The organism is Glutamicibacter sp., from assembly GCF_050701915.1.
Classification (GTDB): Bacteria; Actinomycetota; Actinomycetes; order Actinomycetales; family Micrococcaceae; genus Glutamicibacter.
Genome location: NZ_JBOGEG010000001.1, coordinates 183,570 through 205,347 on the forward strand (window position 1 = coordinate 183,570; position 21,778 = coordinate 205,347).

Annotated in this window: 29 protein-coding genes; 24 read left to right on the forward strand and 5 right to left on the reverse strand. The window is 57.1% G+C overall.

Annotated features, from left to right (window positions below; all coding sequences use genetic code 11):
* Positions 1-5: 5 nt before the first annotated feature.
* The 18 genes from ACRDT3_RS00905 to ACRDT3_RS00990 all read left to right on the forward strand — a co-directional run bounded on the left by ACRDT3_RS00905 (position 6) and on the right by ACRDT3_RS00990 (position 13,183).
* The gene (locus ACRDT3_RS00905; protein ID WP_431491159.1) at positions 6-833 is read left to right on the forward strand and encodes a P22 phage major capsid protein family protein; all 828 of its coding nucleotides are present in this window, start codon (positions 6-8) and stop codon (positions 831-833) included.
* Between the two features lie 4 nt (positions 834-837).
* A complete protein-coding gene (locus ACRDT3_RS00910; protein WP_431491160.1) occupies positions 838-1,239 on the forward strand; it encodes a hypothetical protein in 402 nt (133 codons plus the stop codon).
* Positions 1,240-1,251: 12 nt separating this feature from the next.
* Positions 1,252-1,851: a hypothetical protein gene (locus ACRDT3_RS00915; protein ID WP_431491161.1), complete on the forward strand. Its 600-nt coding sequence runs from the start codon at positions 1,252-1,254 to the stop codon at positions 1,849-1,851.
* Between the two features lie 2 nt (positions 1,852-1,853).
* Positions 1,854-2,246, forward strand: a complete 393-nt coding sequence (locus ACRDT3_RS00920) for a DUF6093 family protein (protein WP_431491162.1) — start codon at positions 1,854-1,856, stop codon at positions 2,244-2,246.
* On the forward strand, positions 2,243-2,638 hold the full coding sequence (locus ACRDT3_RS00925; RefSeq protein WP_431491163.1) for a hypothetical protein: 396 nt from the start codon (positions 2,243-2,245) through the stop codon (positions 2,636-2,638). The genes ACRDT3_RS00920 and ACRDT3_RS00925 overlap by 4 nt, the downstream gene beginning before the upstream one ends.
* Positions 2,635-3,060 (forward strand): hypothetical protein, encoded by a 426-nt coding sequence (locus tag ACRDT3_RS00930; protein WP_431491164.1) that lies wholly within the window; start codon positions 2,635-2,637, stop codon positions 3,058-3,060. Before ACRDT3_RS00925 ends, ACRDT3_RS00930 begins: the two co-directional genes overlap by 4 nt.
* Before the next feature lie 18 nt (positions 3,061-3,078).
* Positions 3,079-3,261, forward strand: coding sequence for a hypothetical protein (locus tag ACRDT3_RS00935; protein ID WP_431491165.1), 183 nt, complete (start codon positions 3,079-3,081; stop codon positions 3,259-3,261).
* Positions 3,258-3,770, forward strand: coding sequence for a hypothetical protein (locus ACRDT3_RS00940; protein ID WP_431491166.1), 513 nt, complete (start codon positions 3,258-3,260; stop codon positions 3,768-3,770). The genes ACRDT3_RS00935 and ACRDT3_RS00940 overlap by 4 nt, the downstream gene beginning before the upstream one ends.
* Positions 3,771-3,870: 100 nt before the next feature.
* Positions 3,871-4,452: a hypothetical protein gene (locus ACRDT3_RS00945; RefSeq protein ID WP_431491167.1), complete on the forward strand. Its 582-nt coding sequence runs from the start codon at positions 3,871-3,873 to the stop codon at positions 4,450-4,452.
* A gap of 41 nt (positions 4,453-4,493) precedes the next feature.
* Complete coding sequence (locus ACRDT3_RS00950) at positions 4,494-4,790, forward strand: hypothetical protein (protein ID WP_431491168.1); 297 nt, start codon at positions 4,494-4,496, stop codon at positions 4,788-4,790.
* A gap of 15 nt (positions 4,791-4,805) precedes the next feature.
* Positions 4,806-7,922 (forward strand): phage tail tape measure protein, encoded by a 3,117-nt coding sequence (locus tag ACRDT3_RS00955; protein ID WP_431491169.1) that lies wholly within the window; start codon positions 4,806-4,808, stop codon positions 7,920-7,922.
* On the forward strand, positions 7,915-8,667 hold the full coding sequence (locus tag ACRDT3_RS00960) for a hypothetical protein (protein ID WP_431491170.1): 753 nt from the start codon (positions 7,915-7,917) through the stop codon (positions 8,665-8,667). The genes ACRDT3_RS00955 and ACRDT3_RS00960 overlap by 8 nt, the downstream gene beginning before the upstream one ends.
* An 8-nt stretch (positions 8,668-8,675) precedes the next feature.
* Positions 8,676-9,758, forward strand: coding sequence for a hypothetical protein (locus ACRDT3_RS00965; protein ID WP_431491171.1), 1,083 nt, complete (start codon positions 8,676-8,678; stop codon positions 9,756-9,758).
* 2 nt (positions 9,759-9,760) lie between these two features.
* On the forward strand, positions 9,761-10,672 hold the full coding sequence (locus ACRDT3_RS00970) for a hypothetical protein (RefSeq protein ID WP_431491172.1): 912 nt from the start codon (positions 9,761-9,763) through the stop codon (positions 10,670-10,672).
* A 9-nt stretch (positions 10,673-10,681) separates the two neighbouring features.
* Positions 10,682-10,885 (forward strand): hypothetical protein, encoded by a 204-nt coding sequence (locus tag ACRDT3_RS00975; RefSeq protein WP_431491173.1) that lies wholly within the window; start codon positions 10,682-10,684, stop codon positions 10,883-10,885.
* A gap of 33 nt (positions 10,886-10,918) precedes the next feature.
* Positions 10,919-11,428 carry a hypothetical protein gene (locus ACRDT3_RS00980; RefSeq protein ID WP_431491174.1) on the forward strand — a complete coding sequence of 170 codons (510 nt, stop codon included), beginning with the start codon at positions 10,919-10,921 and terminating at the stop codon, positions 11,426-11,428.
* Positions 11,429-12,583 (forward strand): sialate O-acetylesterase, encoded by a 1,155-nt coding sequence (locus ACRDT3_RS00985; protein ID WP_431491175.1) that lies wholly within the window; start codon positions 11,429-11,431, stop codon positions 12,581-12,583.
* A gap of 9 nt (positions 12,584-12,592) precedes the next feature.
* On the forward strand, positions 12,593-13,183 hold the full coding sequence (locus ACRDT3_RS00990; protein WP_431491176.1) for a hypothetical protein: 591 nt from the start codon (positions 12,593-12,595) through the stop codon (positions 13,181-13,183).
* A 56-nt stretch (positions 13,184-13,239) separates the two neighbouring features.
* Here ACRDT3_RS00990 and ACRDT3_RS00995 read toward each other — a convergent pair whose 3' ends face one another.
* Positions 13,240-13,386 carry a hypothetical protein gene (locus tag ACRDT3_RS00995; protein WP_431491177.1) on the reverse strand — a complete coding sequence of 49 codons (147 nt, stop codon included), beginning with the start codon at positions 13,384-13,386 and terminating at the stop codon, positions 13,240-13,242.
* 153 nt (positions 13,387-13,539) lie between these two features.
* Between ACRDT3_RS00995 and ACRDT3_RS01000 the strand changes: the two genes are divergently transcribed.
* Positions 13,540-14,001: a hypothetical protein gene (locus ACRDT3_RS01000; protein WP_431491178.1), complete on the forward strand. Its 462-nt coding sequence runs from the start codon at positions 13,540-13,542 to the stop codon at positions 13,999-14,001.
* Between the two features lie 18 nt (positions 14,002-14,019).
* Here the strand turns inward: ACRDT3_RS01000 and ACRDT3_RS01005 are convergent, their stop codons facing one another.
* On the reverse strand, positions 14,020-14,385 hold the full coding sequence (locus ACRDT3_RS01005; RefSeq protein WP_431491179.1) for a hypothetical protein: 366 nt from the start codon (positions 14,383-14,385) through the stop codon (positions 14,020-14,022).
* Between the two features lie 163 nt (positions 14,386-14,548).
* Here ACRDT3_RS01005 and ACRDT3_RS01010 point away from each other — a divergent pair, with 163 nt between their 5' ends.
* From ACRDT3_RS01010 to ACRDT3_RS01020, 3 genes are read left to right on the forward strand one after another with little or no spacing between them, the layout of a single operon-like run.
* Positions 14,549-14,722, forward strand: a complete 174-nt coding sequence (locus ACRDT3_RS01010) for a hypothetical protein (RefSeq protein ID WP_431491180.1) — start codon at positions 14,549-14,551, stop codon at positions 14,720-14,722.
* Positions 14,723-15,772 carry a peptidoglycan recognition protein family protein gene (locus ACRDT3_RS01015; protein ID WP_431491181.1) on the forward strand — a complete coding sequence of 350 codons (1,050 nt, stop codon included), beginning with the start codon at positions 14,723-14,725 and terminating at the stop codon, positions 15,770-15,772. It begins immediately after the preceding gene.
* 3 nt (positions 15,773-15,775) lie between these two features.
* Positions 15,776-16,060 carry a hypothetical protein gene (locus ACRDT3_RS01020; RefSeq protein ID WP_431491182.1) on the forward strand — a complete coding sequence of 95 codons (285 nt, stop codon included), beginning with the start codon at positions 15,776-15,778 and terminating at the stop codon, positions 16,058-16,060.
* Positions 16,061-16,124: 64 nt separating this feature from the next.
* Here ACRDT3_RS01020 and ACRDT3_RS01025 read toward each other — a convergent pair whose 3' ends face one another.
* Entirely contained in the window at positions 16,125-16,817 is a 693-nt protein-coding gene (locus tag ACRDT3_RS01025) for a hypothetical protein (protein WP_431491183.1), read from the reverse strand.
* A 426-nt stretch (positions 16,818-17,243) separates the two neighbouring features.
* The gene (locus tag ACRDT3_RS01030) at positions 17,244-18,926 is read right to left on the reverse strand and encodes an FAD-binding dehydrogenase (RefSeq protein WP_431491184.1); all 1,683 of its coding nucleotides are present in this window, start codon (positions 18,924-18,926) and stop codon (positions 17,244-17,246) included.
* A 294-nt stretch (positions 18,927-19,220) separates the two neighbouring features.
* Here ACRDT3_RS01030 and ACRDT3_RS01035 point away from each other — a divergent pair, with 294 nt between their 5' ends.
* Positions 19,221-20,438, forward strand: coding sequence for an MFS transporter (locus tag ACRDT3_RS01035; protein ID WP_431491185.1), 1,218 nt, complete (start codon positions 19,221-19,223; stop codon positions 20,436-20,438).
* On the opposite strand, the gene ACRDT3_RS01040 is transcribed toward ACRDT3_RS01035, so the two are convergent.
* Positions 20,435-20,881, reverse strand: a complete 447-nt coding sequence (locus ACRDT3_RS01040; protein ID WP_431491380.1) for an Lrp/AsnC family transcriptional regulator — start codon at positions 20,879-20,881, stop codon at positions 20,435-20,437. The genes ACRDT3_RS01035 and ACRDT3_RS01040 overlap by 4 nt on opposite strands.
* Positions 20,882-21,083: 202 nt before the next feature.
* On the opposite strand from ACRDT3_RS01040, the gene ACRDT3_RS01045 reads away from it, so the two are divergent.
* Entirely contained in the window at positions 21,084-21,755 is a 672-nt protein-coding gene (locus ACRDT3_RS01045) for a LysE family translocator (protein WP_431491381.1), read from the forward strand.
* Positions 21,756-21,778 lie beyond the last annotated feature (23 nt).

Here is a 21,778-nt window from a genome sequence, read left to right on the forward strand (position 1 = left end):
TTGCCGTGGCAATCGACAATGCAATCCCCGAGATCTGGTCCGCCAAGATCTTGGAAGAATTCCGCCAGAAGGCTATCTTCGCCGGTCTTGCCAACCGCGAGTACGAAGGCGAAGCCAAGCAGGGCTCGACGGTGCATATCACCGGAATCAGCCCGATCGTCATCAAGGACTACAAGGCTGCCGGCCGTGTAACCAACCCTGATGAAGTCACCGACACCGGGATTGACCTGCCAATCGACAACGAGAAGTCCTTCGACTTCATCGTGGACGACATCGACGCGGCACAGGCGAAGCCTCGCCTAATGAACGCCTACTCGAAGTCGGCTGCAGACGGTCTGGTCGAGGACGCAGACAAGACCCTGGCAGCTCTGCTGATCGCCCAGGGCACGGCCATCACTCCGGCCGCACCGGCAACGGACGGCGCGAGCGCATGGAACGTTCTGCGCGACATCAAGAAGGCCATGGCTAAAGCCAAGGTTCCGACCTCGGAACGCGTCGTTGCCTTCAACGCCGAGTTCGCGGCCCTGCTGGACGAGAACGACTCCAAGCTGATGAAGGCCAACGAATCGGCTACTACCGATGGACTACGCAACGCGTCCTACGGCAAGCTGCTGACCTTCGACACCTACGAGTCGGAGAACCTGCCACAGGTGACCGTGCCGCAGATCGTGGGCTGGCACCGATCCGCGCTGGCCTTCGCCTCGCAGATCAACAAGACCGAGGCCATGCGTGCTCAATCCAAGTTCGCAGACCGCCTGCGCGGCCTGCACGTCTACGGTGCCAAGAACCTGCGCCCAAACGCAGTGTTCCACTGGACCGCACCGGTGGTGTAACCCAATGGCTGCATACATCGGACAGTCCAAGACCCTGCTCACCAACCTGGGCGAACATGTTGCGTCGTCTCTGCTGGCCAACGGCACCATTGTGGAAGTTCCCGAAGGTGCCTCGGCTGAGCAGATCGACGCGGCATGGGAACGCAAGTTCGGTGCCGAGCCGGTGATAGAGGCAGCGGCAGCTACTCCGGCCACCACTTTGGAGAAGCCACGAGGGAACGCCTCCCGCGAGGACTGGGAAGCATACGCCCTGTCCATCGGCATCACCGAGGATGACCTGAAGGGCCTGAAGCAGACCGAAATCCGCGACCTGGTCGAGCAGAAGGAAAACCCCGAGGAAGAAGAAGAGACCGAGGAAACCGTCCCCGCAGGCACCTCGGACGCTTCGGACTCCGACAACGAGTAGGAGGTGAGCCTGTTGGCTTTGATCACCACAGCGGACTTAGACCAGTACCCCCTTCCCCCAGAGGTAGTGCTGGATGATCCCATCGTGACCGTGCTCATCGAATCGGCTTCGGCCGAAGTGGTCGACGCGGCAGGCTCACCCATCATCCAGAAGCGCAGCACGGTCGAGCTTCTTGCCGGCCGTGCTCGCATCCTGCGGCTGCCAGGCTTGCCGGTAACGGAGATCCACACGGTCACTGTTGACGGCCAGCCGGTAGCCGATTGGAAGAAAGCCAACGGCGGCATCTACCGGCCTTCCGGCTGGGCTGAGAACGGCGCGGAGACTGTCACGGTGGACTACACCCACGGCCTGCCGAACCTGCCGGCAGATATCAAGGACTTGGTCTGCCGAATGGTCATCTCCGGGCTGCTCAACGCCGCAGACAACGCCGCGGACGGATTCGCACTGAACAACGGCCGTTTGTCTTCGATCAAGATTGACGACTATGCCGAGGGCTACGCCACCGGCGACACCGTTGACGCGATCACTGAAATGTCACTTCCTAAAAGCACCAGGGAGCGCCTCGCAAAGAGGTTCGGCAAATACGGCGCGAAGGTGGTGGGCAGTCTGTGAGCATGCAACGCAGAGCAATCTACGCGGCACGCCGAGGACGTGAACGAGCCAAGATGCTGATGATCGCCGAGTGCATCGTCAAGCGTCCTACCGGCAACACCTACGACCCTGCACTGGAGCACGAGGTAGCCACGTACGACATCATCTACATCGGCAAGTGCGGCTACGAAGTGGACTCCACCCAACCAGCCGAATTCGTTCTGGCCAACACGGAATTCACCGTCACCAACGCGCTGGTGAAACTCCCTATCGGATCCGTCGCAATGCAAGGAGACCTCGTGGAGATCACCAGCTCCCGGCTGGACCTGCCACGGCCGGGGACCAAGGCCAAACTCATTGAGCTGGCGGAAGGAACTCACCGTACGGCAGAGCGATGGAGGGCGGTGAGTGTGTGAGTCTCGATGATTCCCAGCTGCGCCTGCTATCCCAAGACCTCGGACTCGTACCTGACGGCATCATCCCGAAGGTTCGCGGCGTGGTCAGGAAAGGCGCGCTCAACGTCAAGAACGCCATGCAAGCCGACTTCCGAGCATCATCCTCGTTCCGCCATGCAGCCCGATCAGTCGACTTCGAAGAGGTCAGTTCCGGCGCATATGGGCAAACGAATATCGCCGCGGAGATCGGGCCCAACAAATCGCGAGCCAACACAGCCGGCCTAGCAGGCTTCGCCTACTTCGGCGGTTCACTCGGCGGTGGCGGAACAGTCCGCGACCCAACCGAAGCGCTCGCCGATGAATCTCCGAATTTCGAGAAGTACTTGCTGGATGTTATGGAGGGGCTGATATGAGTCTCGAAGTATTCCGTGGCGTCGAGGCAATGTTCCCCGCTGGCACGCGGGTTCATATCCACGAAGCCAAGTTGTCTAATCCTCCGAAGCCGTCCGACTTCCCGTATGTGGTGTTGCACGGAGGGTGGGGCGAGGAGATCTCGGGTGAGCGCGGCGACCGGTCCAGCGATGACATTCCGGATCAGACGGCGTTCACGTTGCGTTGCACGGTCGTGGCGTTGTCGTTGGATGGGCTGAATGCGTTGGCCCGCACTTCTCGCATGTCCTTGAACCGTCAGCGTCCGGTTGTTGCCGGCTGGCGGTTCTCTCGTCTTCGCCAAGTCGAAGTACTCACGGCTGAACCGGATAACCGGGTCTCCGTGGAAACCACTAACCCCGTGTATCTCGTGGACGAATACCCGTTCATGGGCTCTCGGGTCTAACCGAAAGGACACAACACCATGGCTAAGCCTGGCTTTGTGGAAGCCCGACCCAAGGGGGGCGGGGAAATCCGGCTAGTTCCGGAGCATTACCTGACCAATGCGGCACTCGGCTTCGTCGAAGTGCCATCCATTCGTGACAACGGGGTGAAGGCGAAAGCCAAGCCTCGCCCTGTCGATGTTGAAGAGGAGGATTCCAAGTGAAGTTTTCCGCTGACGGCAAGAAGAAGTGGGCGGTCTCGCTCACCAAGCCAGCTGGTCCGATCCCTACCGCAACCGAACTAAACGCAATGATCGATCCGTCGTGCATGATCTTGGACTCTGACGTGACGTGGTCCCCAACCGCGTCCGATCGGTTCAACGAGAAGACATCCTGCCAGAAGGGCAACTCCCAAGCTCTCGGCGCGTCGAACTACGAGACCGCGTTGACGTTCATCCGCGAATGGCTCACCACCGGTACCGGTGCAGATATTGAGGGTCTGGACGCTGCCTACCAGGCAGTGAAGGTCAAAGACAGCACCCTGTGGATCTACCTTCGTGAGACCGACAAGGACTCGACCGAACCATGGGCCGCCGGAGATGAGATCTTCCTCGGCGGAGAGGTTAAGACGGACACTCCAACCCGCCCGGGCAACGATGGCAACATCAAGCGCCGCGTGGAGTTCTTGCCTCAGAACATGATCAGCGAAGTGCTGGTGCCTGCAGGCGTTTAGCCGGCACCCCCTTTTACTAGCCCGGTGACGTGGATGGGCTCCTGCGTCACCGGGCTTCCCCATGCCTATTCGGAGCCCGACACCTGAAGTGGAGCCCACCATGACTGAACTAAATCCTGCTGAATTCGACTTTGAAGCGTGGATCGATGATGCACGCCTGCCCGAGGATTCGGAGACCGTGTTCAAGCGCGGCGACCTGGTCGCGAAGATCAACCATCTGGCCCGGCAGATCCGGGTGGAGAGCGATGCTCAGGCTGGCGAGAAGACCAGTGCTTCCCCACTGCTGGCCAAGCTCACAAAGGAACGCGAAGAGCTCATGAAGGCCTTCGCCCGGTCCGAGGTCACTTTCTACCTGCGGGCACTCCCCCAGTCCAAGATCAAGGAACTGGTCGACCAGCACCCGCTCGCTGACGACGCGTCCCGCGAGGATCAGCTGGCCCAGCGGGTCGCGTTGAACCGGGCGCTGCTGGCCGAATCCATCGTCGCGTTGGAATCCCCTACCTTGGAGAAGCGCGACATTAAGATGACGATCCCGCTGGTCGCCACCCTGGAAGCGAAGCTCGGAGCGGCCCAGCTCTCCAAGCTCCTGGCCAAGCGTCAGCAGGTGCAGTCCGAAGCACCAGCCCCGGACGCAGATTTTTTGCCCGATGCCTCTGGTACCAGCCAAGACTCCGGCCAGTAGTCAACGTCCTGCGCACAGCCCGAGCCGTCCAGAAGCCGCCCATGCACTGGTTATCCAGCCAGCGCGGCGACTGGACGGACAAGGACTACCTCCTGTCCCTTGTCCTCACCATCTACGAGGACGGTCTGTGCTCCTGTGGCCAGCCCACCGAGCTGGCCCACCACCCGGACAACGACGGCTGGTACACGGCGCACAAGAAGGTCTGCCAGTCCTGCGCAGCCCGTGAGCGCTCCACCCAGGGAATCGGCAAAGAGCCATACAAGCCCGACCCCGGCGAACGGGTCTACACCAGCTACGACAGGCCAGCGGATAAGCCAATCCGCGACCTGCCGGGATAACCCGAAGGAGGGCACATGGCCGAACGCAGAGTAGTCGCCAGGCTTGAAGCCGTGGTGTCGAACTTCATCAACGGGTTCAAGGACGCGAAGAAGTCCACCGAGGAACTGACGCAGTCCACCCAGAACGCCAACAAGGCGGTACAGGAGAACTCGCGCTTCTCCGAAGAAGCGGCGAAAAAGATCAAGCTCGTTGCCGACGCTGACCAGAAGGCAGCCAAGGCCGCAGGCCTGCTCTACAACGCCAATGGCCAGCTGGTGAACGCCAACGGGAAGATCGTTTCTTCATCCCAGGCCGCAGCACACGGGGTCGATGCGTTCTCCGATGCCGTGTACCTGGCCAATGTGGAAGCGCAGGATGCAGCTGCCGCCACCGAAGCGGCCGTGGCCAAGCAGGCCGAGGCCTACCAGACCCTCGCGCCTGCAGTCACGATCGCCGGTGGCGCGCTCACCCTCGCCTTCGGCAAGATGCTCACCACCTACGCGGACTTCGACAAGTCAATGTCCGAGGTCCAGGCAGCCACGCATGAGACCGCCGGCAACATGGATCTGCTCCGCGAAGCAGCCGTGGGTGCCGGCGCAGATACCGCCTTCAGCGCATCCGAAGCAGCCGGAGGCATCAAGGAACTCGCCAAGGCAGGCGTAGACACCCAGGCCATCATCAACGGCGGGCTGACCGGCGCACTGTCCTTGGCCGCAACCGACAACATCGAAGTGGCCAAGGCCGCCGAAATCGCCGCCTCGGCGATGACCCAGTTCAAGCTCTCCGGCGAAGAAGTCCCCCACATCGCCGACCTGCTCGCAGCAGGTGCCGGAAAAGCCCAGGGCGGCGTCGAAGACCTCGGCATGGCCCTGAACCAATCCGGCCTCGTCGCCAACTCCGTAGGCCTCACCATCGAGGAAACCACCGGAGCGCTCACCGCCTTCGCCGCAGCCGGCCTCACCGGCTCCGACTCAGGCACCAGCTTCAAAACCATGCTCCAAGCACTGACACCGAACTCCAAGCAAGCCGCACAGCTCATGGACGAACTCGGCATCAGCGCCTACGACGCCAACGGCCAATTCGTAGGCATGTCCGAATACGCAGGCATCCTCCAAAACGCCCTCAAGGACATGTCCGACGAACAACGCAATGCCACCCTGAAAACGCTCTTCGGATCCGACGCAGTACGCTCCGCCAACGTCCTCTACGAAGAAGGCGCCGAGGGCATCCAGAAATGGGAAGAAGCCGTCAACGACGCAGGATACGCCGCAGAAACTGCAGCCGCCATGCAAGACAACCTCGCAGGCGACCTCGAAAAACTCGGCGGATCCTTCGACACCGTCTTCCTCGAATCCGGCTCCGCAGCCAACGACGTACTACGCGGACTAGTCCAAACCGCCGAAAGCTTCGTAGACACCATCGGCACCATCCCAGAACCAGTCCTCTCCATCGGCGGCATCCTCACCGGCATCGTCGGAGGCGGAGCGCTCGCCGGTGGCGCGTTGATCACGATCATCCCGAAGGCCAAGGAAACGGTAGACGCGTTCAAGGATCTGCGTGCCTCGGGTAGCAAGGTTCCAGGCGTTCTCGGCAAGGTTGGCAAGGCAGCTGGCATTGCCGCCATTGCATTGGGCACCTTCGAACTCGCAGCGCAGATCGCCGGCACTGGCTTGGACGATCTGGGCGACTCCGCTGACTACATCGAGAAGCTCACCAATGGTGCACCTTCGGTGGAGGCACTAACCAAGCGCCTCAACGAACTGTCTTCGGCCAGCGGTAACGGCGGTGCCGGCATTGTTGGTATCGGTCAGGCCATTGAGACTCTGAACCAGCCCGGCGGCCTCAAGGCGCTGGACTGGGTGGCTTCGCTCGGTGGCATCCTCGATTCGGACGCGAAGCTTGCTTCTAAGGCTGTCGGTGAATACGACACCGCGCTGAAACAGCTGCTCGATTCTGGCGCAGAAGCCGAGGCGTTCAAGGGATTCCAGGTTGCAGCCCAACAGGGCGCCGACTACGGCCAGACCTTGGAGGAAGTCGCAGGCCAGTTCCCGGAGTTTATTGATGGACTGCAGGGCCAGGCTGATGCAGCAGGTGTAACCGTCGAGAAGCAGGACCTGCTGAACTGGGCTCTCACAGGCACCAAACCCGCTGCACTCGACGCCGCTCAAGGTGCAGACGTAGCCACAACAGCACTCGAAGAAGTAGGCCTCACCGCAGAAGGAACCGTAGACGACGTCAAGAAGTTCCTCGACGTCCTCTTCCAAGCCGGAATAATCACGCGAGACCAGAATGCCGCCTACCGCGACTACCAAGCCGCCATAGACGAGGTCGGAGACTCGATCACGAAGAACGGCAAAACCCTCGATGTCACCACAGAAAAGGGACGAGCCAACCAGGCAGCATTCGAAGGCCTCGCACAATCCGGCGAAGACTACTTCCGGGCGCTCGCCGAGGGCGACGCTTCCGAGAAGGAGCTTCAAGGGTCCTTGCAGTCGACTTACGACTCGCTCATTACCGCGGCTGGCCAGTTCGGGATCACTGGTGACGCCGCTGACAAGATGGCTCGCGAGGTGATGGGCATCCCCGAGGATGTCAAAGTCGAATCGTGGATGTCAGAAGCGGCACGTTTGGAGGCTGAAAAGACCAAGGCGGCTGTAGACGAGGTGGACGGGAAGACCGCTCACGTGTGGATCACCACGCATGAGAACTCCATCTACTCGGAGTCGCATGTTTCCAACGGCCGCGGTGGATCCGGTGGCCAGCTGAAGGCCACCGGCGGTGCGATCTTCGGCCCCGGGTCCGGAACTTCGGATGATGTGCCGATCATGGCTTCCAACGGCGAGCATATGCTCACTGCCAAAGAAGTCCAGCTCATGGGTGGACACGACAGCGTCTATCAGTTCCGTGCAGCGCTGAATGCTGGTTCCATTTCCGGCCACGCTACAGGCGGCGAGATCGGAGGCGTATCGGTGGGCATCCCCTCGGCTTCGGTCATTCAGTCCACCGTTGCGCCTGCTCCTGCTGCTGGTTCAGATCTCCCGCCGATCAGCATTCAGATCCATGGTGCCACTGACGAACGACGTGTGGCTCGACAGGTTATGGATCAGTTGAACACTGCGCTTAGAAACGAAGGAGTGACACTTAGTGGGTGAACTGGTTTCGGTTGATGGCTTTCCACTTTCAGGGCCAGCTCGTGGCGGTCAATGGAAGATCCTACAGCTTGAGGGCTGGTGGGACTGCCCTCCAGTGAAGGACCAACCAGAGAAACGAAAATTCGGCGATGGCAGTGATCGAGTACCCATCCTCTATGACGAAAGGCTGATTACAATCAGTGGACGCTTCATCGCGCGAAGCCACGAAGCACTCCACGCAGCCTTGAATCAAGTGACTAGTTTGGCGTATCGGGGCGGTGCCGAGATGGTTGTGGAAGGCCACGGACCGGTCCAATCGGCACGCGTTGATCCACGCAATCCAGGAATTGTCGCAAATATTAGAAGTGACCGATATGTCAGCTTCGTGATGCCCTTGGTAGCCACTGACCCATATAAGTATGGTGAGGCGCGTGCGTTTGACGTTGCGATGGGCGGCACGGGCGAGGCGTTTCATCGTGGGACGGTTGAGGCTTGGCCGAACATGATCGTCACTGGCGATATGCCGTCTTACACGATCCGTTTCCGTGGTGTTGATGTTGAAGTGCCAATTGGCATTCTTCCTGGTCAGTTGCATCGCATTGAATACAGGACGCGACGGCTTTATGTTGATGGCAGTTTCGTCATGGGCGGGTTCGGTTCAACAAACTTCAGACCTGTCCAGGCTGGTATTCGAAGTGATCTTCAGTTGATCGCGCAGTCTGGTTCTGGGCAAGTGAAGATGACCGTGAACGACACCTACATTTAGGAGGGTGCATGGCTTATCGTGTGACTCTTGTCGAGGGTGGATCGTTCCAGAAAATTCATGATTTGCCGATTGATGATCTGTCGTGGAAGCGGTTGTGGAATACGGGGCATCAGTCGTCGTTCAGTTTCAAGGTTTCAGAGTTGGATCTGAAGCCTGAACTAGCTCGCGGGAACATCTGGCCCCTCGAATTCTGGATTGTCGTGCAGTGGGATAACACACCGATTTACGCGGCGTTGATCACCGATCACAAATACACTCGATCTTCCCGCACCGTCACCGTGCCCTATGCCGATATTTGGTACTTCTGGGATCGACGGCACGTTTTGGGAAACCGCACTGCTGAAGCCGCAACGTACTCGTTCGACTGGAAAAACATCAGCTACCAAACGATGGCGATCCGCGCCGTCAAAATGGCGCTGACGGAAGAACCGGATAGCCCCATGCTGTGGGATCTACCCATAGTGTTCCCTACCGAAACGTCGGGCACGGTGAATCGGGAAGTGTGGGGCTACAATTTCGAAACGGTCAAAGAGATCTTGGACGAAGCGTCTCAGGCTGGCGAGTTCAATATTGATTTCCGGCCACGATGGTCTTCGAACGACACCCTGGAATGGGTGATGGAGATTGACGGATCAGGCTCCACCCTTGAGTACGATTTGGACGCGGACGTTAGCCCGGTGACGGATCTTGAGTACAGAGTGGTTGGCTCACAACTGACTAACCACGTCTTCGGCATTGGCGAAGGGTCTGAGGAAGACATGTTGGTTCGTGTCTCCACGAAGCCTTCCCAAACGAACTATCCCGCCTTTGAGAGCACGGTGGATGGGAAGAACGTCAACACCAGGGATCGTTTGCAAGCGCTGACAACGGCTCACCGCTTCGCCCATGATGCAACAATTCGGCAGGCGACGTTGAAAGTGCTGTCGGATGGTCCGCCCCATGTAGGGCAGCTTCGACTTGGTTCCAAGATTCGTTGGAGGGCGGAAGATGATCCTTATGTTCCGTCGCAGTGGCATGAACAAACCGTGGTGGAGTTCAGTGGTTCGTTGCAGCCTGAAGTGAGTATTTCGATGACGGATTGGGGTGGCTAGGTTTGGCAACACCTAATACCAAGGTCGGAAATCTGAAGGATCTGGAACGTCGTATTCGTCGTCTGGAACGTGCTAATCCGCTCTCGGCTTCGTCATTGGGTCGAGGGCGGATGCGGTTCTACGACGGCTCCGAGCTGCTTATTCAGAATGGTGCACTGAACGTCACTGGTACTGCGACGATTTCTGGTGTTCTGAATGTTTCCGGGCAAACGAACTTGTCTGGCCAGGTGTCGGTTACTGGTCCGATGAACATCACTGGCACGACCACGATTGGCGGCAACACGTCGATCACAGGCGAGCTGGTTGTCACTGGCCCGACAACGCTGGATGGAATTACTGACATTGGTGGAGACACCACGATCACCGGCCAGTTGAGCGTTACCGGACCCACGAATCTTGATGGACTGCTCACCATCAACGGAGACACCACCATTACCGGGCTGCTGGATATCACCGGCAACACGACAGTGGACGGAAACTTCGAGATCACTGCTGGCGGGCTGTTCAAATCCGGCGAGACAACTATCGAACCGTCAGGCAAAGCGACCTTCGGCGATTTCGTTATCGACCCTAGCTCTAACAGGCTGATCGATTCGCCCGCCGGATGGGTATTCACTACCGGGCCGGACAGCATTGGTTTGGCTTCCTCGATCACATCGTCCCTGAACCTGAACGGGACCTATGCCGAACTGAACTACCCAGGGTCAGTCGTCCGGGCAAGCAGCGGACGAATCGACCTAACCACGTCGAAGGTCTGGATCAATGGAGAACTCGAAGTCTCCACTACTACGAGGCTGAGGACAGCTCTCCTGTACTTGTCGACGACTCTACCCACCGTCACGTATCAGCCGAATCTCTATGTGCATACGGACGGACGTGTCTATCGAAGCACCTGGACCCCACCAACCCCATAGAAGGACATCATGGCGGACAAGAACAACGAAGAATCAGTATCCGGCATTGAGCAACGAGTCGGAACGCTCGAAACAGAGCTGGCCGAGAGCCGAAGGTCCGAGGCGATCAAAGACTCCATCATCCACGAGTACCGGCAAGCTTTATCTGATGCGCAGTTCAAGATAGCGATCCTCAACGGCCAGTTGAAACTCGCAACCCAACCCACCGAATAACCCGGTGGGTTTTCTTATACCCAAGGAGGCCCCGTGGCTAACGTGACCGGCAACCTGCTCGATATTGGCGGGAACACCATGATTTCTCGTGAAGCGGTGATCCTCTTCACTCTCAATGCACCGAACATCATGGTCGGCTCAGGCGGCGCTCGACCAGACAACACCCGCGAAGTCGTACCGGACAGCAGCGGTGACTTCACCGTGAATCTGGAACCAACGGTGAACATGTTCAAGGACGCCTGGTACAACATCTCCATTCGTTGGCTCCAAGGCGCAGACGGGCCACAAGGCAAAGCCGCAGCACTCGAAGGCTTCTTGGATCTTCAACTGCGCGTGCCCAGTGGCGGTGGTCGCCTTGACCAGCTAGTCACCATGGGCGGCCCCGGTGGAACACCAGGCCCTAATGGACGAGTCGTATGGGTGTCGCAAACTCCACCGTCGAATCCCCGCCCATGGATGCTCTGGCTTGAACAAGAGCCCGGCGATAGCCCAGACCCATTCGACCCTAAGAACACCTCAGACTTGCACGAATGGAGGCCATAAATGGCTTGGGTAGTTATAGCGAACCTGAAAGGCGCTCCCGGTGACGCAGCAGCGTTAGGGAAGTTCGAGGAGATCGAGCAGATTCTTGTCGATCACAAGGCGCTGATCGACAAGAACACCGAGGACATGATCCGCACGGAGCTTGTCCCCAATAACCAACTGATCTTCACCGATGCTTTGGGCGCTGATTTCGTGGTGATCGAATCGACGGATCGCGAACCATATTTGCGGGGCTCCACTCCACCGAATACCGACAACCTTGACCCTTCGGTAGGCGATAGCTTCGAGATGCAAGACGCTTACGGGCGAACCTTGTTCGCAGTGGATGACATGTCCAGCAACCCGCACTTCCGCGGATCCACTGGTTCTGGGTTCACGGAAACCCACTTCATTTTCTTGGTGGGCCAATCAAACTCGGTAGGTATCGGCACCCCGTCGCCAGTAGGCACGAATAACCCGCTGCCGAACCTCTACACCATCCCGCAAAGCGGTGCTAGCGCCGGGGTGGAAACCCGGGCAACTGACCCGCTGACGCACCCTTATGCCACACCGGTAGCAGGAAGCGTCGGGCACGGGTGGACTATCGCCCGACACTATGCCGTGGAGAACCCCGGTGTACGCGTCGTGGTCATCGGCCTGTCCAAATCCGGTTCCGGGTTCTGGTCTCCGGGTGACACCGCCTATTCGTGGGCTCCATCCCGTGAAGGCGAATCAGGGATCACCAGCTTGTACCGGAATGCGATCAACAAAGCCAACACCGCCATTGCCGGGTACCCAGGGACCAAGCGTGTTGCGATGTTCATCTGGCACCAGGGCGAAGGAGACGCAGTAGGCGAAACCACTCAGGCAGCGTACGAGACTGAACTGGCCGCGCTCATAAGCGGATTCCGCTCGCAAATCACGGGCGCCACCGACACGATTTTCCTGATCGGCCAGACCGGTTGGGAATTCCGTAATGTCCGAGCCCCCGGCACCTGGGCGCAAATCGATGCAGCCCACCAGAACATGCCGAACCTGGTCACTGGAACGGCTTTTGCGCCAGCCCCGCCGCAGGGGTACATGTTCGAAGACAACACCCACTTCATCGGTCACGGTCAGAAGCTTCTGGCCCAGTCGTACATCAGCGTGCTTCAGGACGCTTACTACAACCTCTAGGAGGAAGCCATGGCGGGTATCCGCATGAAGCTCAAGTCCATCGGCGCACCTGTCTTGGACACGTTCGCAGCCGCTGGTACGTTGGAAGGTTCCGCAACGACTTATGGCAGCAAGACGTGGACGAAAGTCGGCACCGGAGATACCGCAGTTTCCAAGTCCGGCGGTGTCGTCCGCGCAACCTCGGGAACAACCAACTCACTCTTGGTCTTGGACACGGGCACACATAATTTTGATGCCGGCATGAAGATCAGCAAGCTACGGGCCCCGACCAGCATCACGGCGCTCATCGTGCGAGCTGGCAGCGACACCACCTACTTCTCGCTGTCGTTGCGCCTGGACGGGTCCAACCCGGCCTACACGTTGCTGAAGCGTAATGGCGGCACTAACACCCAGTTGATCGCCACCGGCGTTGCGCCTAAGGAGGGTGACATGGTGTTGCTGTCCATCCGCAACCACGTGGCGACTGTGATCGTGAACGGTGTCTCGCTGGGGTCGGCCACGTTGGATGCGTACGGCTCCAACTACAATGCTGGGTTGCTGTTCAACGGGACTGATACGACCACGGAGATCCACGACTTCGCCGTCTATCCGGTGCTGTAAACATAAATGTGCGGCCACCCCGGTAAATAGGTGGCCGCACATTTCTCGTGAAGCGCTTAGGCAGTGAGTGCCTTGGCGAACTTCTCAGCGATTCGTTCCAGGTTCGGATTTGGCTGGCCATCTGCGATGTCGTCCATCATGTCAGAGTCGTCCTTGGCCTTGATGTACTCATGGATTGAATCAAGTACTTCGCGAGCGTTCATTTTTCCCCCAATGTGTATTTCTCGTAGATTCCCAGCTAATCACAAGGTTCGGATAGTTTGCCCACAAATAGTTAAACGTTGCATGAAAGTTATAAAGCGAGGTAACAATGCCCACCCAACAAAACTCTGCAGTAACCAGGCGAGAGGGGTAGCATGCCGATAATCCCTGAGTTTCTCGGCGGCCCGAACGGGTGGCTCGGGTATACGTCCGTCATGCTCTTGTTAATCGCGTTCTTCTGGAAACCAGTAAAGGTGATCTGGTCAAGGTTCAAAGAGTTCGCCGCGTTCCTGGATCAATGGAACGGCAAGCCAGAGAAGAAGGATCGCTCCGGGCAAATCGTGCAGCACGCAGAACCCGGTGTATCAGCGCGCATTCTCACCCTCGAAGAGAAAACGGAACGCATCCACCACGAGGTCACGCCGAACCACGGCGGGTCGATCAAGGACGCGGTAAAGCGCATTGAGGACCGCGGCAACGAAACGGCATACAAGCTAGCAGAAACGACCGAGAAGCTAGACGAACACATCGTTATTGCCAAGGAATCCGACAAGGCGCAAGAACGACTCGTTGCAGACGTTGGAAAGCTGAAATCTAAATACGCACCCGATCAATAACCGAAAATTTCTCTGCAGTTATTTCGGGTCGTCGCGCTGTTCGTTGTTGTCGAGTCGGATGCCCTTGGTATTCTTAGCATCCAGGATTGCCATCCCTTTCGGAACTGAACTATTCGTAATGGTGAGCCCGACACAGTCGGTTGCTCGAACCATGCTTCCGTATTGAGTTTCATCCGAATTAGTTTTCTCTGTTCCCATTTTCTTGGCTCCGATCCGATCGATGAAAAATGCGAGTAGTACGAAAGCTATAACGCCCAGAGCCAACGCGATAGCGTATGACCAAGATGGGGCTTCCAACAAACGTGTAGCGAAAAGTCCTATGCCTGTTACACCTAAGCCAGAAAGGGTTGCTACTACCCACTGGCCCTGCAGAATCTTTCTCATAGCAATACATTAGACGACGAATTGTCATTGTGTAGTTACAGGCTGGATCAGATGTGAGAAGACGAATCATCCCGAACGATAGCCACCCATAACGGTGGCTTTTCTTTTGCCCAGGCACGAACAGTGTCTGGGCTTTTCTATGCCCGAAAGGCAGGAACAAGCCATGACCGAAATCAAAGACGCAGCGGCCGGGAAAGAAGTCAGCGCTGCCGACATCCCCGACGATGACCAGACCTTGGACTGGGACGTGAAGCGGTTCGGCCGCATGATCGACCACGCCTCGGATGAAGCACCCACCACTGTAGTCGCCGGGACCGGCGAGGAAGAAGGCAACTAAATGCCTCGCATCGATACTCTCGTTCGACATCTCGAAGCACGTGGACTCAAGGTCGAATACGTGCCCGGTTGGTCCAAGCGTGGTTCGGCATCGTTCAATCCCAAGGGCGTAATGGACCACTGGACCGCCGGCCCGAAAGGCTCAAAAACCCGGCCTTCCTTGAACGTGGTCACCTATGGCCGCCCTGGGCTGCCCGGCCCTCTATGCAACGTGTACCTGGATCGCCGCGGTGTTGCCGTCATTGTCGCTGCTGGCCGAGCTAACCACGCCGGATACGGCTCCTGGAAGGGTCGCACTGGAAACACGTACTTCTTCGGTGTGGAAGCCGAAGCCGCCAACGCCAGCGACTGGACCGACGAAATGCGCGACGCCTACCCGCTGCTGAACGCCGGCCTGCTCGATGCAATCAACGAGGACGACGCGTCCTACGTGTGCGGACACTCCGAGTACGCGCTGCCTCGTGGCCGGAAGATCGACATCAACGGCTACACCATGGATGACATGCGCGAGCAGACGCAGCGAGTTCTTCGCGGCCAGAAGCCGAGCGTCAAGCCCGCCGGATCCAGCAAGCCGAAACCGAATCCTCAGCCCAAGCCGAAGACCAAAAAGCAGTGGAACGACAAGAAGCCAGACGGATCGACCACGTTCCCCACCGACTACGAAGACCTGATCCTGGACAAGGACTTCGGCGAGATCACCGTCGGCGCGTTCCAGATCCTCATGGAAGCGATCAAGATCGGTGTCCGCTACAACCAACGCTGGGACGGCGACTGGGGAAAGCTCAGTGTCAAGGACGCTATGGAGTGGCTGCAGTCCAACGGCTACTACAAGAAAACCCAGCACGCCCGCGCCGGTGTACCGGAGGGCACCAAGCTCAAGGTCGATGGGGGCGACGGCTACTGGTTCTGGTATGAGCTGCAGCGCTTCCTCAAGGCTCGAGGCTTCTACAACAAGACCACCGCCGGTGTGCCGTTGAAGTTGGACGGCGACCCGGAAGGCTGGACCATCTACGGTCTCCAGCGTTACCTCAACACACAGAACGGAAGTTAGAACATGTCCGAAGCATTCCTAGCCCTGTGGGCTTCCACTGTCCGAACCATCGTGCCGATTATCGTCGGCTCCGTGCTGGGCTGGTTCGCCGGTGCGAATATCCCGCTGGATCCGCAGTTCGAGGGCAAGCTCACTGCGCTGCTCACGCTCCTGTTCACCACGGCCTATTACGTGGCCGTGCGACTCTTCGAAACCTATATCAGCCCTAAGATCGGTTGGCTACTGGGTTACGCGAAGTCCCCGGATACGTACTCTGCCGAGAAGCCAGACAAGCGCGTAGCCCAGTAACTACTAAGCCGTCCCACCCTCTATCGAGGGTGGGACGGCTTTTCTGCGTCTAGGACAAACGGTTCTAATTGTCGAAGTCTCTATATGAATAGAGCATGGAAACATTGTCACCATTACGACGGTGTAATTCATCGGCGTGCATTGCGAACTTTCGGTCCGCCTCAACAGGGCTGAGTTCGCCGGATTGGATTAACCTGCACGACCGAGCGAGATCGAATTTCAAGTCGCGTAGAAACGAATTGGCCTCGTCTCGGGCGGAGATAAGCTTCAAAAATTCCTTCTCAAGTTGGTCAATGCCCACCATGTTGCTCAGAACTCCTCGCATGCGGACGAGGTTGGAAACGAAGTCCGTTAGTTCGTGAACTAAATCTCTCAGTTTTCCACTCTCGTACAGGTAGGGATAAGTCAACGTCCAACGGTCAACGAGGCGCTGCATGCGGCGGTTCCGGGCTGATTCTTCTTTGGAAGATAATCGCTCAGGCAGCGTACAGTGCTCATCCATGCCGTCCAGCAGGTTCAACAATGCGGGGATCCGTTGCTCATTTAGGGCGATAGCCTTTGTCTCTTCTAGTTGCACTTGGGCTGTACGCCAGGCACGCCGGGCATATATGCCCACTGCCGCGGCAACAATAACACCAGCCCACGTACCGGATGCGACCCATACATCTGGGGCGCTCGGAGCCGAGCAGTAAAAATTCTGAGCGCTTATGGCGTATTCGTTAGCTGCACGGCACAAATATTCTTCGGCATTGATCATGATCGAATCTTATGCTGGGTGTTCACGGATCAACTAGAATTCGCCTTGTGGATGTAAAAGTGAATTACCTGCAAGACGGCGAGCACGGGGCTGTGTCTGTCATCGGCGATAACTACGAGACAGCCCGAGACCAAGCCTTCGACCTAGTGCCCGAAGGGGCCGTACGCCTCAGCATCATAGTGGACCGAGATATGTGAATTTACACCACAATTTGCACCACATATTCGATGGGAACCAGCGTAAAACCCGGCACCCACTCCCCCCGGATACCGCGGAATCATGCGGATTTTGACGGGGTAGGAAACTTGCGGAAAACGCTTGGAGGTTCTTCTAATCTCTAGGTCGCCGGTTCGAATCCGGCCGGGGGTACCTTTAAAAACCACTGTTCACTAGCAATCTCTAATGAACAGTGGTTTTTTTCATGCTTTATCGCACGGCGTCCACTAGTGCTCGTCCTACCTGTCGGCCACTGAACAAACAGCCTCCCAAAAAAGTGCCTTCTAGTGCGTTATATCCGTGCATTCCGCCTCCGCCGAATCCGGACGCTTCACCGGCTGCATAAAGTCCGTCAACAACACTTCCGTCATCCTTGAGGACTCGGCCAGAAAGATCTGTCTGCAGTCCTCCTAAGGATTTACGCGTCAGAATATGCAGCTTCACGGCTATTAATGGCCCCGCAGCAGGATCAAGAATCTTGTGCGGTGCTACTGCGCGGGTGAGACGGTCTCCTATGTACTTGCGGGCGTTGCGGATCGACTGAATTTGCTGATCCTTGCTGAATGGATTCTCAATTTGTGAATCCCGGACAAGTAATTGCTCGCGGAGCCCTTCCGGATCAATAAACGCTTCTGGTGCGATTGCATTCATTCTCGTGGCAAGTTCTTCTACGGTAGTAGCTGAAACAAAGTCTGCACCTTTTTCGAGGAAGTCTTTAACTGGCCCCGGTGCCCCTTTCCCGAAAATCCGATCTTTCACGACCCCAGCTTTATCTCGATTAGTCAGATCTGGATTTTGTTCAGATCCCGACAGCGCGAATTCTTTTTGGATAATTCGTTGGTTCAGCACGAACCATGAATAGTCGTACTTCCGCGCAATTGGATCAGTGCGAAGATACTTCAGTGTGCCCAGGGTGTCATGCCCCGGAAGACATGGTGCGCGAAGCCGGTTTCCTTCCGGATCGAACCACATGGGACTTGGCCCGGGCAGGATTCGTATTCCATGAGAGGGCCAGATTGAGTTCCAGTTCTGGATACCCTCGGTGTAGTGCCACATTCGATCCCGATTAACGAGACGCGCTCCCGCTTCCTGTGCCAACTCGATGCCACTTCCATCTACGTACGCCGGAACTCCGGTAATCATGTGTTCCGGTGCGCTGCCGAGCCTATCCGGCCAGAATTTGCGAACCAGGTCGTGGTTCCCTCCAATTCCACCAGTCGCAACCACGACCGCCTCAGCCGAAAATTCGAATGTCGAAACCACGTTTCTGCTAGACCTTTGCCCGCGAGGAGCATCATCGGGCGACAATATTTCACCTCGGACACCGGTGACTGAACCGCCAGTAGTCACCAGCTCTGTGACTCGGTGACGATTTAGCAATTGAACGTGTCCCGTACGCAGGCCTTCACGGACCCTGTCGGCAAATGGTTCTGACACGCCAGTACCCGTTCCCCACGCGATGTGAAACCGGGGTACTGAGTTCCCGTGGCCTTCGGCTCGGCCATCGCCGCGCTCCGCCCAGCCCACCACCGGAGTCAGATCAATACCTTTTTGCTTGATCCAAGATCGTTTTTCTGTGGCCGCGAACTCCACATAGGCTTTGGCCCAACGCTGCGCCCACACATCCTCATCAGCCAATCGATCGAATTGTGCGCTATGTTGCCAATCTGACCACGCAAGATCAAACGAATCGTGAACTCCCAAACGGCGCTGTTCAGGAGTGTCCACCAGAAACAGTCCCCCGAAGGACCAGTAAGCCTGGCCACCGAGATTCGCCGAATTTTCCTGATCAAGGATTCTGACTTTCAGGCCAGCATCTAGTGCTTCGCAAGCTGCAACCAAACCAGCCAAACCAGCACCAATTATGAGTACGCCGCCATGTTGTGAACTCATCGGAGTGCCTCCACCTCAGTACGTAAGTAGTGAACGAGTGTTTATCTCGAGCGTACTTCCCGGTGAGCAAAGTCACCATAACCGCAATCTCCGCTTTGAATCCAGCTGACCAGCGTGGATTCCTCCCCCTTGATCGCAGTCACGTACCGAGCACGAGCTTTCGATTCTGTGAATGTCATGATTGCCAGCGGTGTAACGGCGCACAATCGAGCGGAATCCCGACTGAACAGTAACTTATCCCCCTGTTTTGAGATAAACTCTAGGAATTGTAGAAATCGAAAGGGATAGTGTCCGATGACCCAACTGGTCGCCCACCTCGCGCGACAGAGAATCACGGAGCGCACCAGCATCAATCTAATATTCCTTCTTGCAGGATTATCTTTTGCGACTTGGGCGGGCCGCCTCTCCATCATCGATACTGTTTTCGATTTCTCGGGCTTAAATCTAGGGTCGTTCCTGGTCTGCAGCACCATCGGAACACTGCTCGGCATCTCGCTCATTCCGACGGTAAGCAAATTCGTTCCGACACGTCGCTTGCTATGCTGCTTACCCATCGGACTAGCAGCATGCTTGGTCGTACTCGGCATAGCTATTTCCATAACGGCGAATGCCACGCTTGCCTACATTGCCCTTTTCTTTTACGGGCTCACCTTTGGCTGCCTAGACATCATGATGAATGTCAGCGGTGCACAGGTTGAACGACGCGTAGGTCGCAGCATCATGCCTTCCCTCCATGGATTCTTCAGCCTGGGAACTCTAATTGGCGCCGGCATGGCAACGGCAACCATCGCGTTGCACATCCCTAGCCTTTGGCACTTTTCCCTTGTAGCGGTGCTCATCATCGTTCTCGCATATGTTGCCCATAGGGGTATTACTTGTTGGGAAAACGAAAACTTGGTTCCAATCAACCAGGATGCACGCCAAGGGCCGGCGCAATCCACCAAGAAGCACTGGCTGCTGCTATTGCTGGGCATCATGGTTGCCGGGTTAAGCTTCACGGAAGGTGCTGCCAATGACTGGATCGCCGTTACTTCAGTTGATGGGCACGGATTCGAGCATCAAATTGGCGCGCTCATGTTCACCCTGTTCGTTGCCGCAATGACGCTGGGACGCTTTGTTGGCGGTCGCTTAGTAGACCGTTTTGGCACGAAGAATACGCTCCTAATCATGGGCCTCATCGGCCTGCTCGGTGTTGCCCTATTCATCACCGGCACAAGCCCATACCTTGTGGGCCTCGGCTCAGCGATGTGGGGCCTTGGTAGCTCACTCGGCTTCCCCTTGGGCATGAGTATCGCCGCGTCCCGCGGCGAACGCCTGGGTCCCAAGGCTGTGAGCATCGTGAGCGCCTTTGGCTACGGCGCAATGCTCGGCGGGCCACCATTTATTGGCTTCGTCGTCGATACTCTGAAGCTGCCTCAGGCTTTGTGGATTTGCGCGATTGTACTCATCATCTCTTTGCTGCTGACTCCCGCCGTAACTCGCATCCGCAACTCGAGCGACAAGATCTCTTAGACGGGCAGCATTGCCCGCTCTTTGATGTTTCGCATAACGATGGTGCTTGTCAGCTTTTCCACGCCCGGTAGATCCACCAGTACTTCGTCGTATACACGTTGGTAATGCGGCAGATCTTTCGCGAAGACACGCAGCAAGAAATCCGGCTCGCCGAAGAGGCGTTGCGCATCAACTATCAGCTCTTCTCGCTCTACGGCTAGTTCAAAGTGCTTAAGCTGCGCCCTGTCTTTTAAGGTGACGAAAACCAGGGCCTCGAATCCCAAGCCTATGAGCTCCGGGGCAATCACAGCTTGGTATCCGCTGATCACTCCCTTGCGCTCAAGATCTTTGATCCTTCGATGGCAGGGAGCCACGGATAGACCCACTTTTGCTGCTACTGCGGTTGCGCTCATGCGTCCGTCGTTCTGCAACTCGGCCAAGATCGCACGGTCCAAATCATCCATGAAATCAGAGTACCGCACAAAAAATTTGCGCCAAATACGTCTTGAACCATTTTTTCTTGCTCTATAGGTGCCTGCTCCCAAAAATATGGCAAGCACATTTCTCCGATTTTTATCTACAGTTATCACATCACGGAAATTCAGATCTTTTGGAGAAGCATTGGACCTCGCACAGTTCACCGGATTCCTCTTGGTATCGGTCACTTTGGCATGCACGCCCGGTGCAGACTGGGCGTACATCTTTTCCTCGGCACTTAGTAAAACGAGCTATCGCCCGGCTATATGGGGATTGCTCGCAGGATACCTGGTTCATACCGCCTTATTGGTGTGCGGAATTGCTGCCTTGGTCGCAAGTTCCCCATCCCTTCTCCTGTGGCTCACGGCAGCCGGTTCGGTCTATCTGCTGTGGCTGGGCATTGCGACTCTGCGTTCCTGCAAGAACGCTAAATTCTTTGATCCTGCTGCGCCATCAGTCTCCGAAACGGAAGTGCTGACCTGCGATTCCACTCAGCGCGCGTCAGCACGTGCCGAAAGCTCCCTCGCACTGCTGGATAAAGTTCAGCAACGATCACGCGGCAGCCAATTCATCAAAGGCCTGCTCACCAGTGGCACCAACCCCAAGGCGCTTTTGCTATACGTCGCCCTCATCCCGCAGTATCTGGATTCGTCCCAGGCGCTTCCGTTGTCCCTGCAAACAGGTGCCCTCGGATTGACTCATTTCACGGTATCAATCCTCGTGTACTTCTTCGTGGCAATGGCCGCTAGGGCCCTGCTCAGCTCCCGGCCGCTAGCAGCCCGCATCGTAACCCTATGCTCCGGAATCATAATGATCCTCCTGTCCGCAGGCCTGATCTACGAGCAATTTTTCGTCGCATAGAAAATATATTGAACACTGATCAA

Bases quoted from the DNA above. Each gene is read 5' to 3' on its own strand.
- ACRDT3_RS00910 (WP_431491160.1), top strand. From the start codon at position 838: ATGGCTGCATACATCGGACAGTCCAAGACCCTGCTCACCAACCTGGGC.
- ACRDT3_RS00920 (WP_431491162.1), top strand. From the start codon at position 1,854: ATGCAACGCAGAGCAATCTACGCGGCACGCCGAGGACGTGAACGAGCC.
- ACRDT3_RS00930 (WP_431491164.1), top strand. From the start codon at position 2,635: ATGAGTCTCGAAGTATTCCGTGGCGTCGAGGCAATGTTCCCCGCTGGC.
- ACRDT3_RS00935 (WP_431491165.1), top strand. From the start codon at position 3,079: ATGGCTAAGCCTGGCTTTGTGGAAGCCCGACCCAAGGGGGGCGGGGAA.
- ACRDT3_RS00945 (WP_431491167.1), top strand. From the start codon at position 3,871: ATGACTGAACTAAATCCTGCTGAATTCGACTTTGAAGCGTGGATCGAT.
- ACRDT3_RS00950 (WP_431491168.1), top strand. From the start codon at position 4,494: ATGCACTGGTTATCCAGCCAGCGCGGCGACTGGACGGACAAGGACTAC.
- ACRDT3_RS00955 (WP_431491169.1), top strand. From the start codon at position 4,806: ATGGCCGAACGCAGAGTAGTCGCCAGGCTTGAAGCCGTGGTGTCGAAC.
- ACRDT3_RS00965 (WP_431491171.1), top strand. From the start codon at position 8,676: ATGGCTTATCGTGTGACTCTTGTCGAGGGTGGATCGTTCCAGAAAATT.
- ACRDT3_RS00975 (WP_431491173.1), top strand. From the start codon at position 10,682: ATGGCGGACAAGAACAACGAAGAATCAGTATCCGGCATTGAGCAACGA.
- ACRDT3_RS00985 (WP_431491175.1), top strand. From the start codon at position 11,429: ATGGCTTGGGTAGTTATAGCGAACCTGAAAGGCGCTCCCGGTGACGCA.
- ACRDT3_RS00990 (WP_431491176.1), top strand. From the start codon at position 12,593: ATGGCGGGTATCCGCATGAAGCTCAAGTCCATCGGCGCACCTGTCTTG.
- ACRDT3_RS00995 (WP_431491177.1), bottom strand. From the start codon at position 13,386: ATGAACGCTCGCGAAGTACTTGATTCAATCCATGAGTACATCAAGGCC.
- ACRDT3_RS01000 (WP_431491178.1), top strand. From the start codon at position 13,540: ATGCCGATAATCCCTGAGTTTCTCGGCGGCCCGAACGGGTGGCTCGGG.
- ACRDT3_RS01005 (WP_431491179.1), bottom strand. From the start codon at position 14,385: ATGAGAAAGATTCTGCAGGGCCAGTGGGTAGTAGCAACCCTTTCTGGC.
- ACRDT3_RS01010 (WP_431491180.1), top strand. From the start codon at position 14,549: ATGACCGAAATCAAAGACGCAGCGGCCGGGAAAGAAGTCAGCGCTGCC.
- ACRDT3_RS01015 (WP_431491181.1), top strand. From the start codon at position 14,723: ATGCCTCGCATCGATACTCTCGTTCGACATCTCGAAGCACGTGGACTC.
- ACRDT3_RS01020 (WP_431491182.1), top strand. From the start codon at position 15,776: ATGTCCGAAGCATTCCTAGCCCTGTGGGCTTCCACTGTCCGAACCATC.
- ACRDT3_RS01025 (WP_431491183.1), bottom strand. From the start codon at position 16,817: ATGATCAATGCCGAAGAATATTTGTGCCGTGCAGCTAACGAATACGCC.
- ACRDT3_RS01030 (WP_431491184.1), bottom strand. From the start codon at position 18,926: ATGAGTTCACAACATGGCGGCGTACTCATAATTGGTGCTGGTTTGGCT.
- ACRDT3_RS01035 (WP_431491185.1), top strand. From the start codon at position 19,221: ATGACCCAACTGGTCGCCCACCTCGCGCGACAGAGAATCACGGAGCGC.
- ACRDT3_RS01040 (WP_431491380.1), bottom strand. From the start codon at position 20,881: ATGGATGATTTGGACCGTGCGATCTTGGCCGAGTTGCAGAACGACGGA.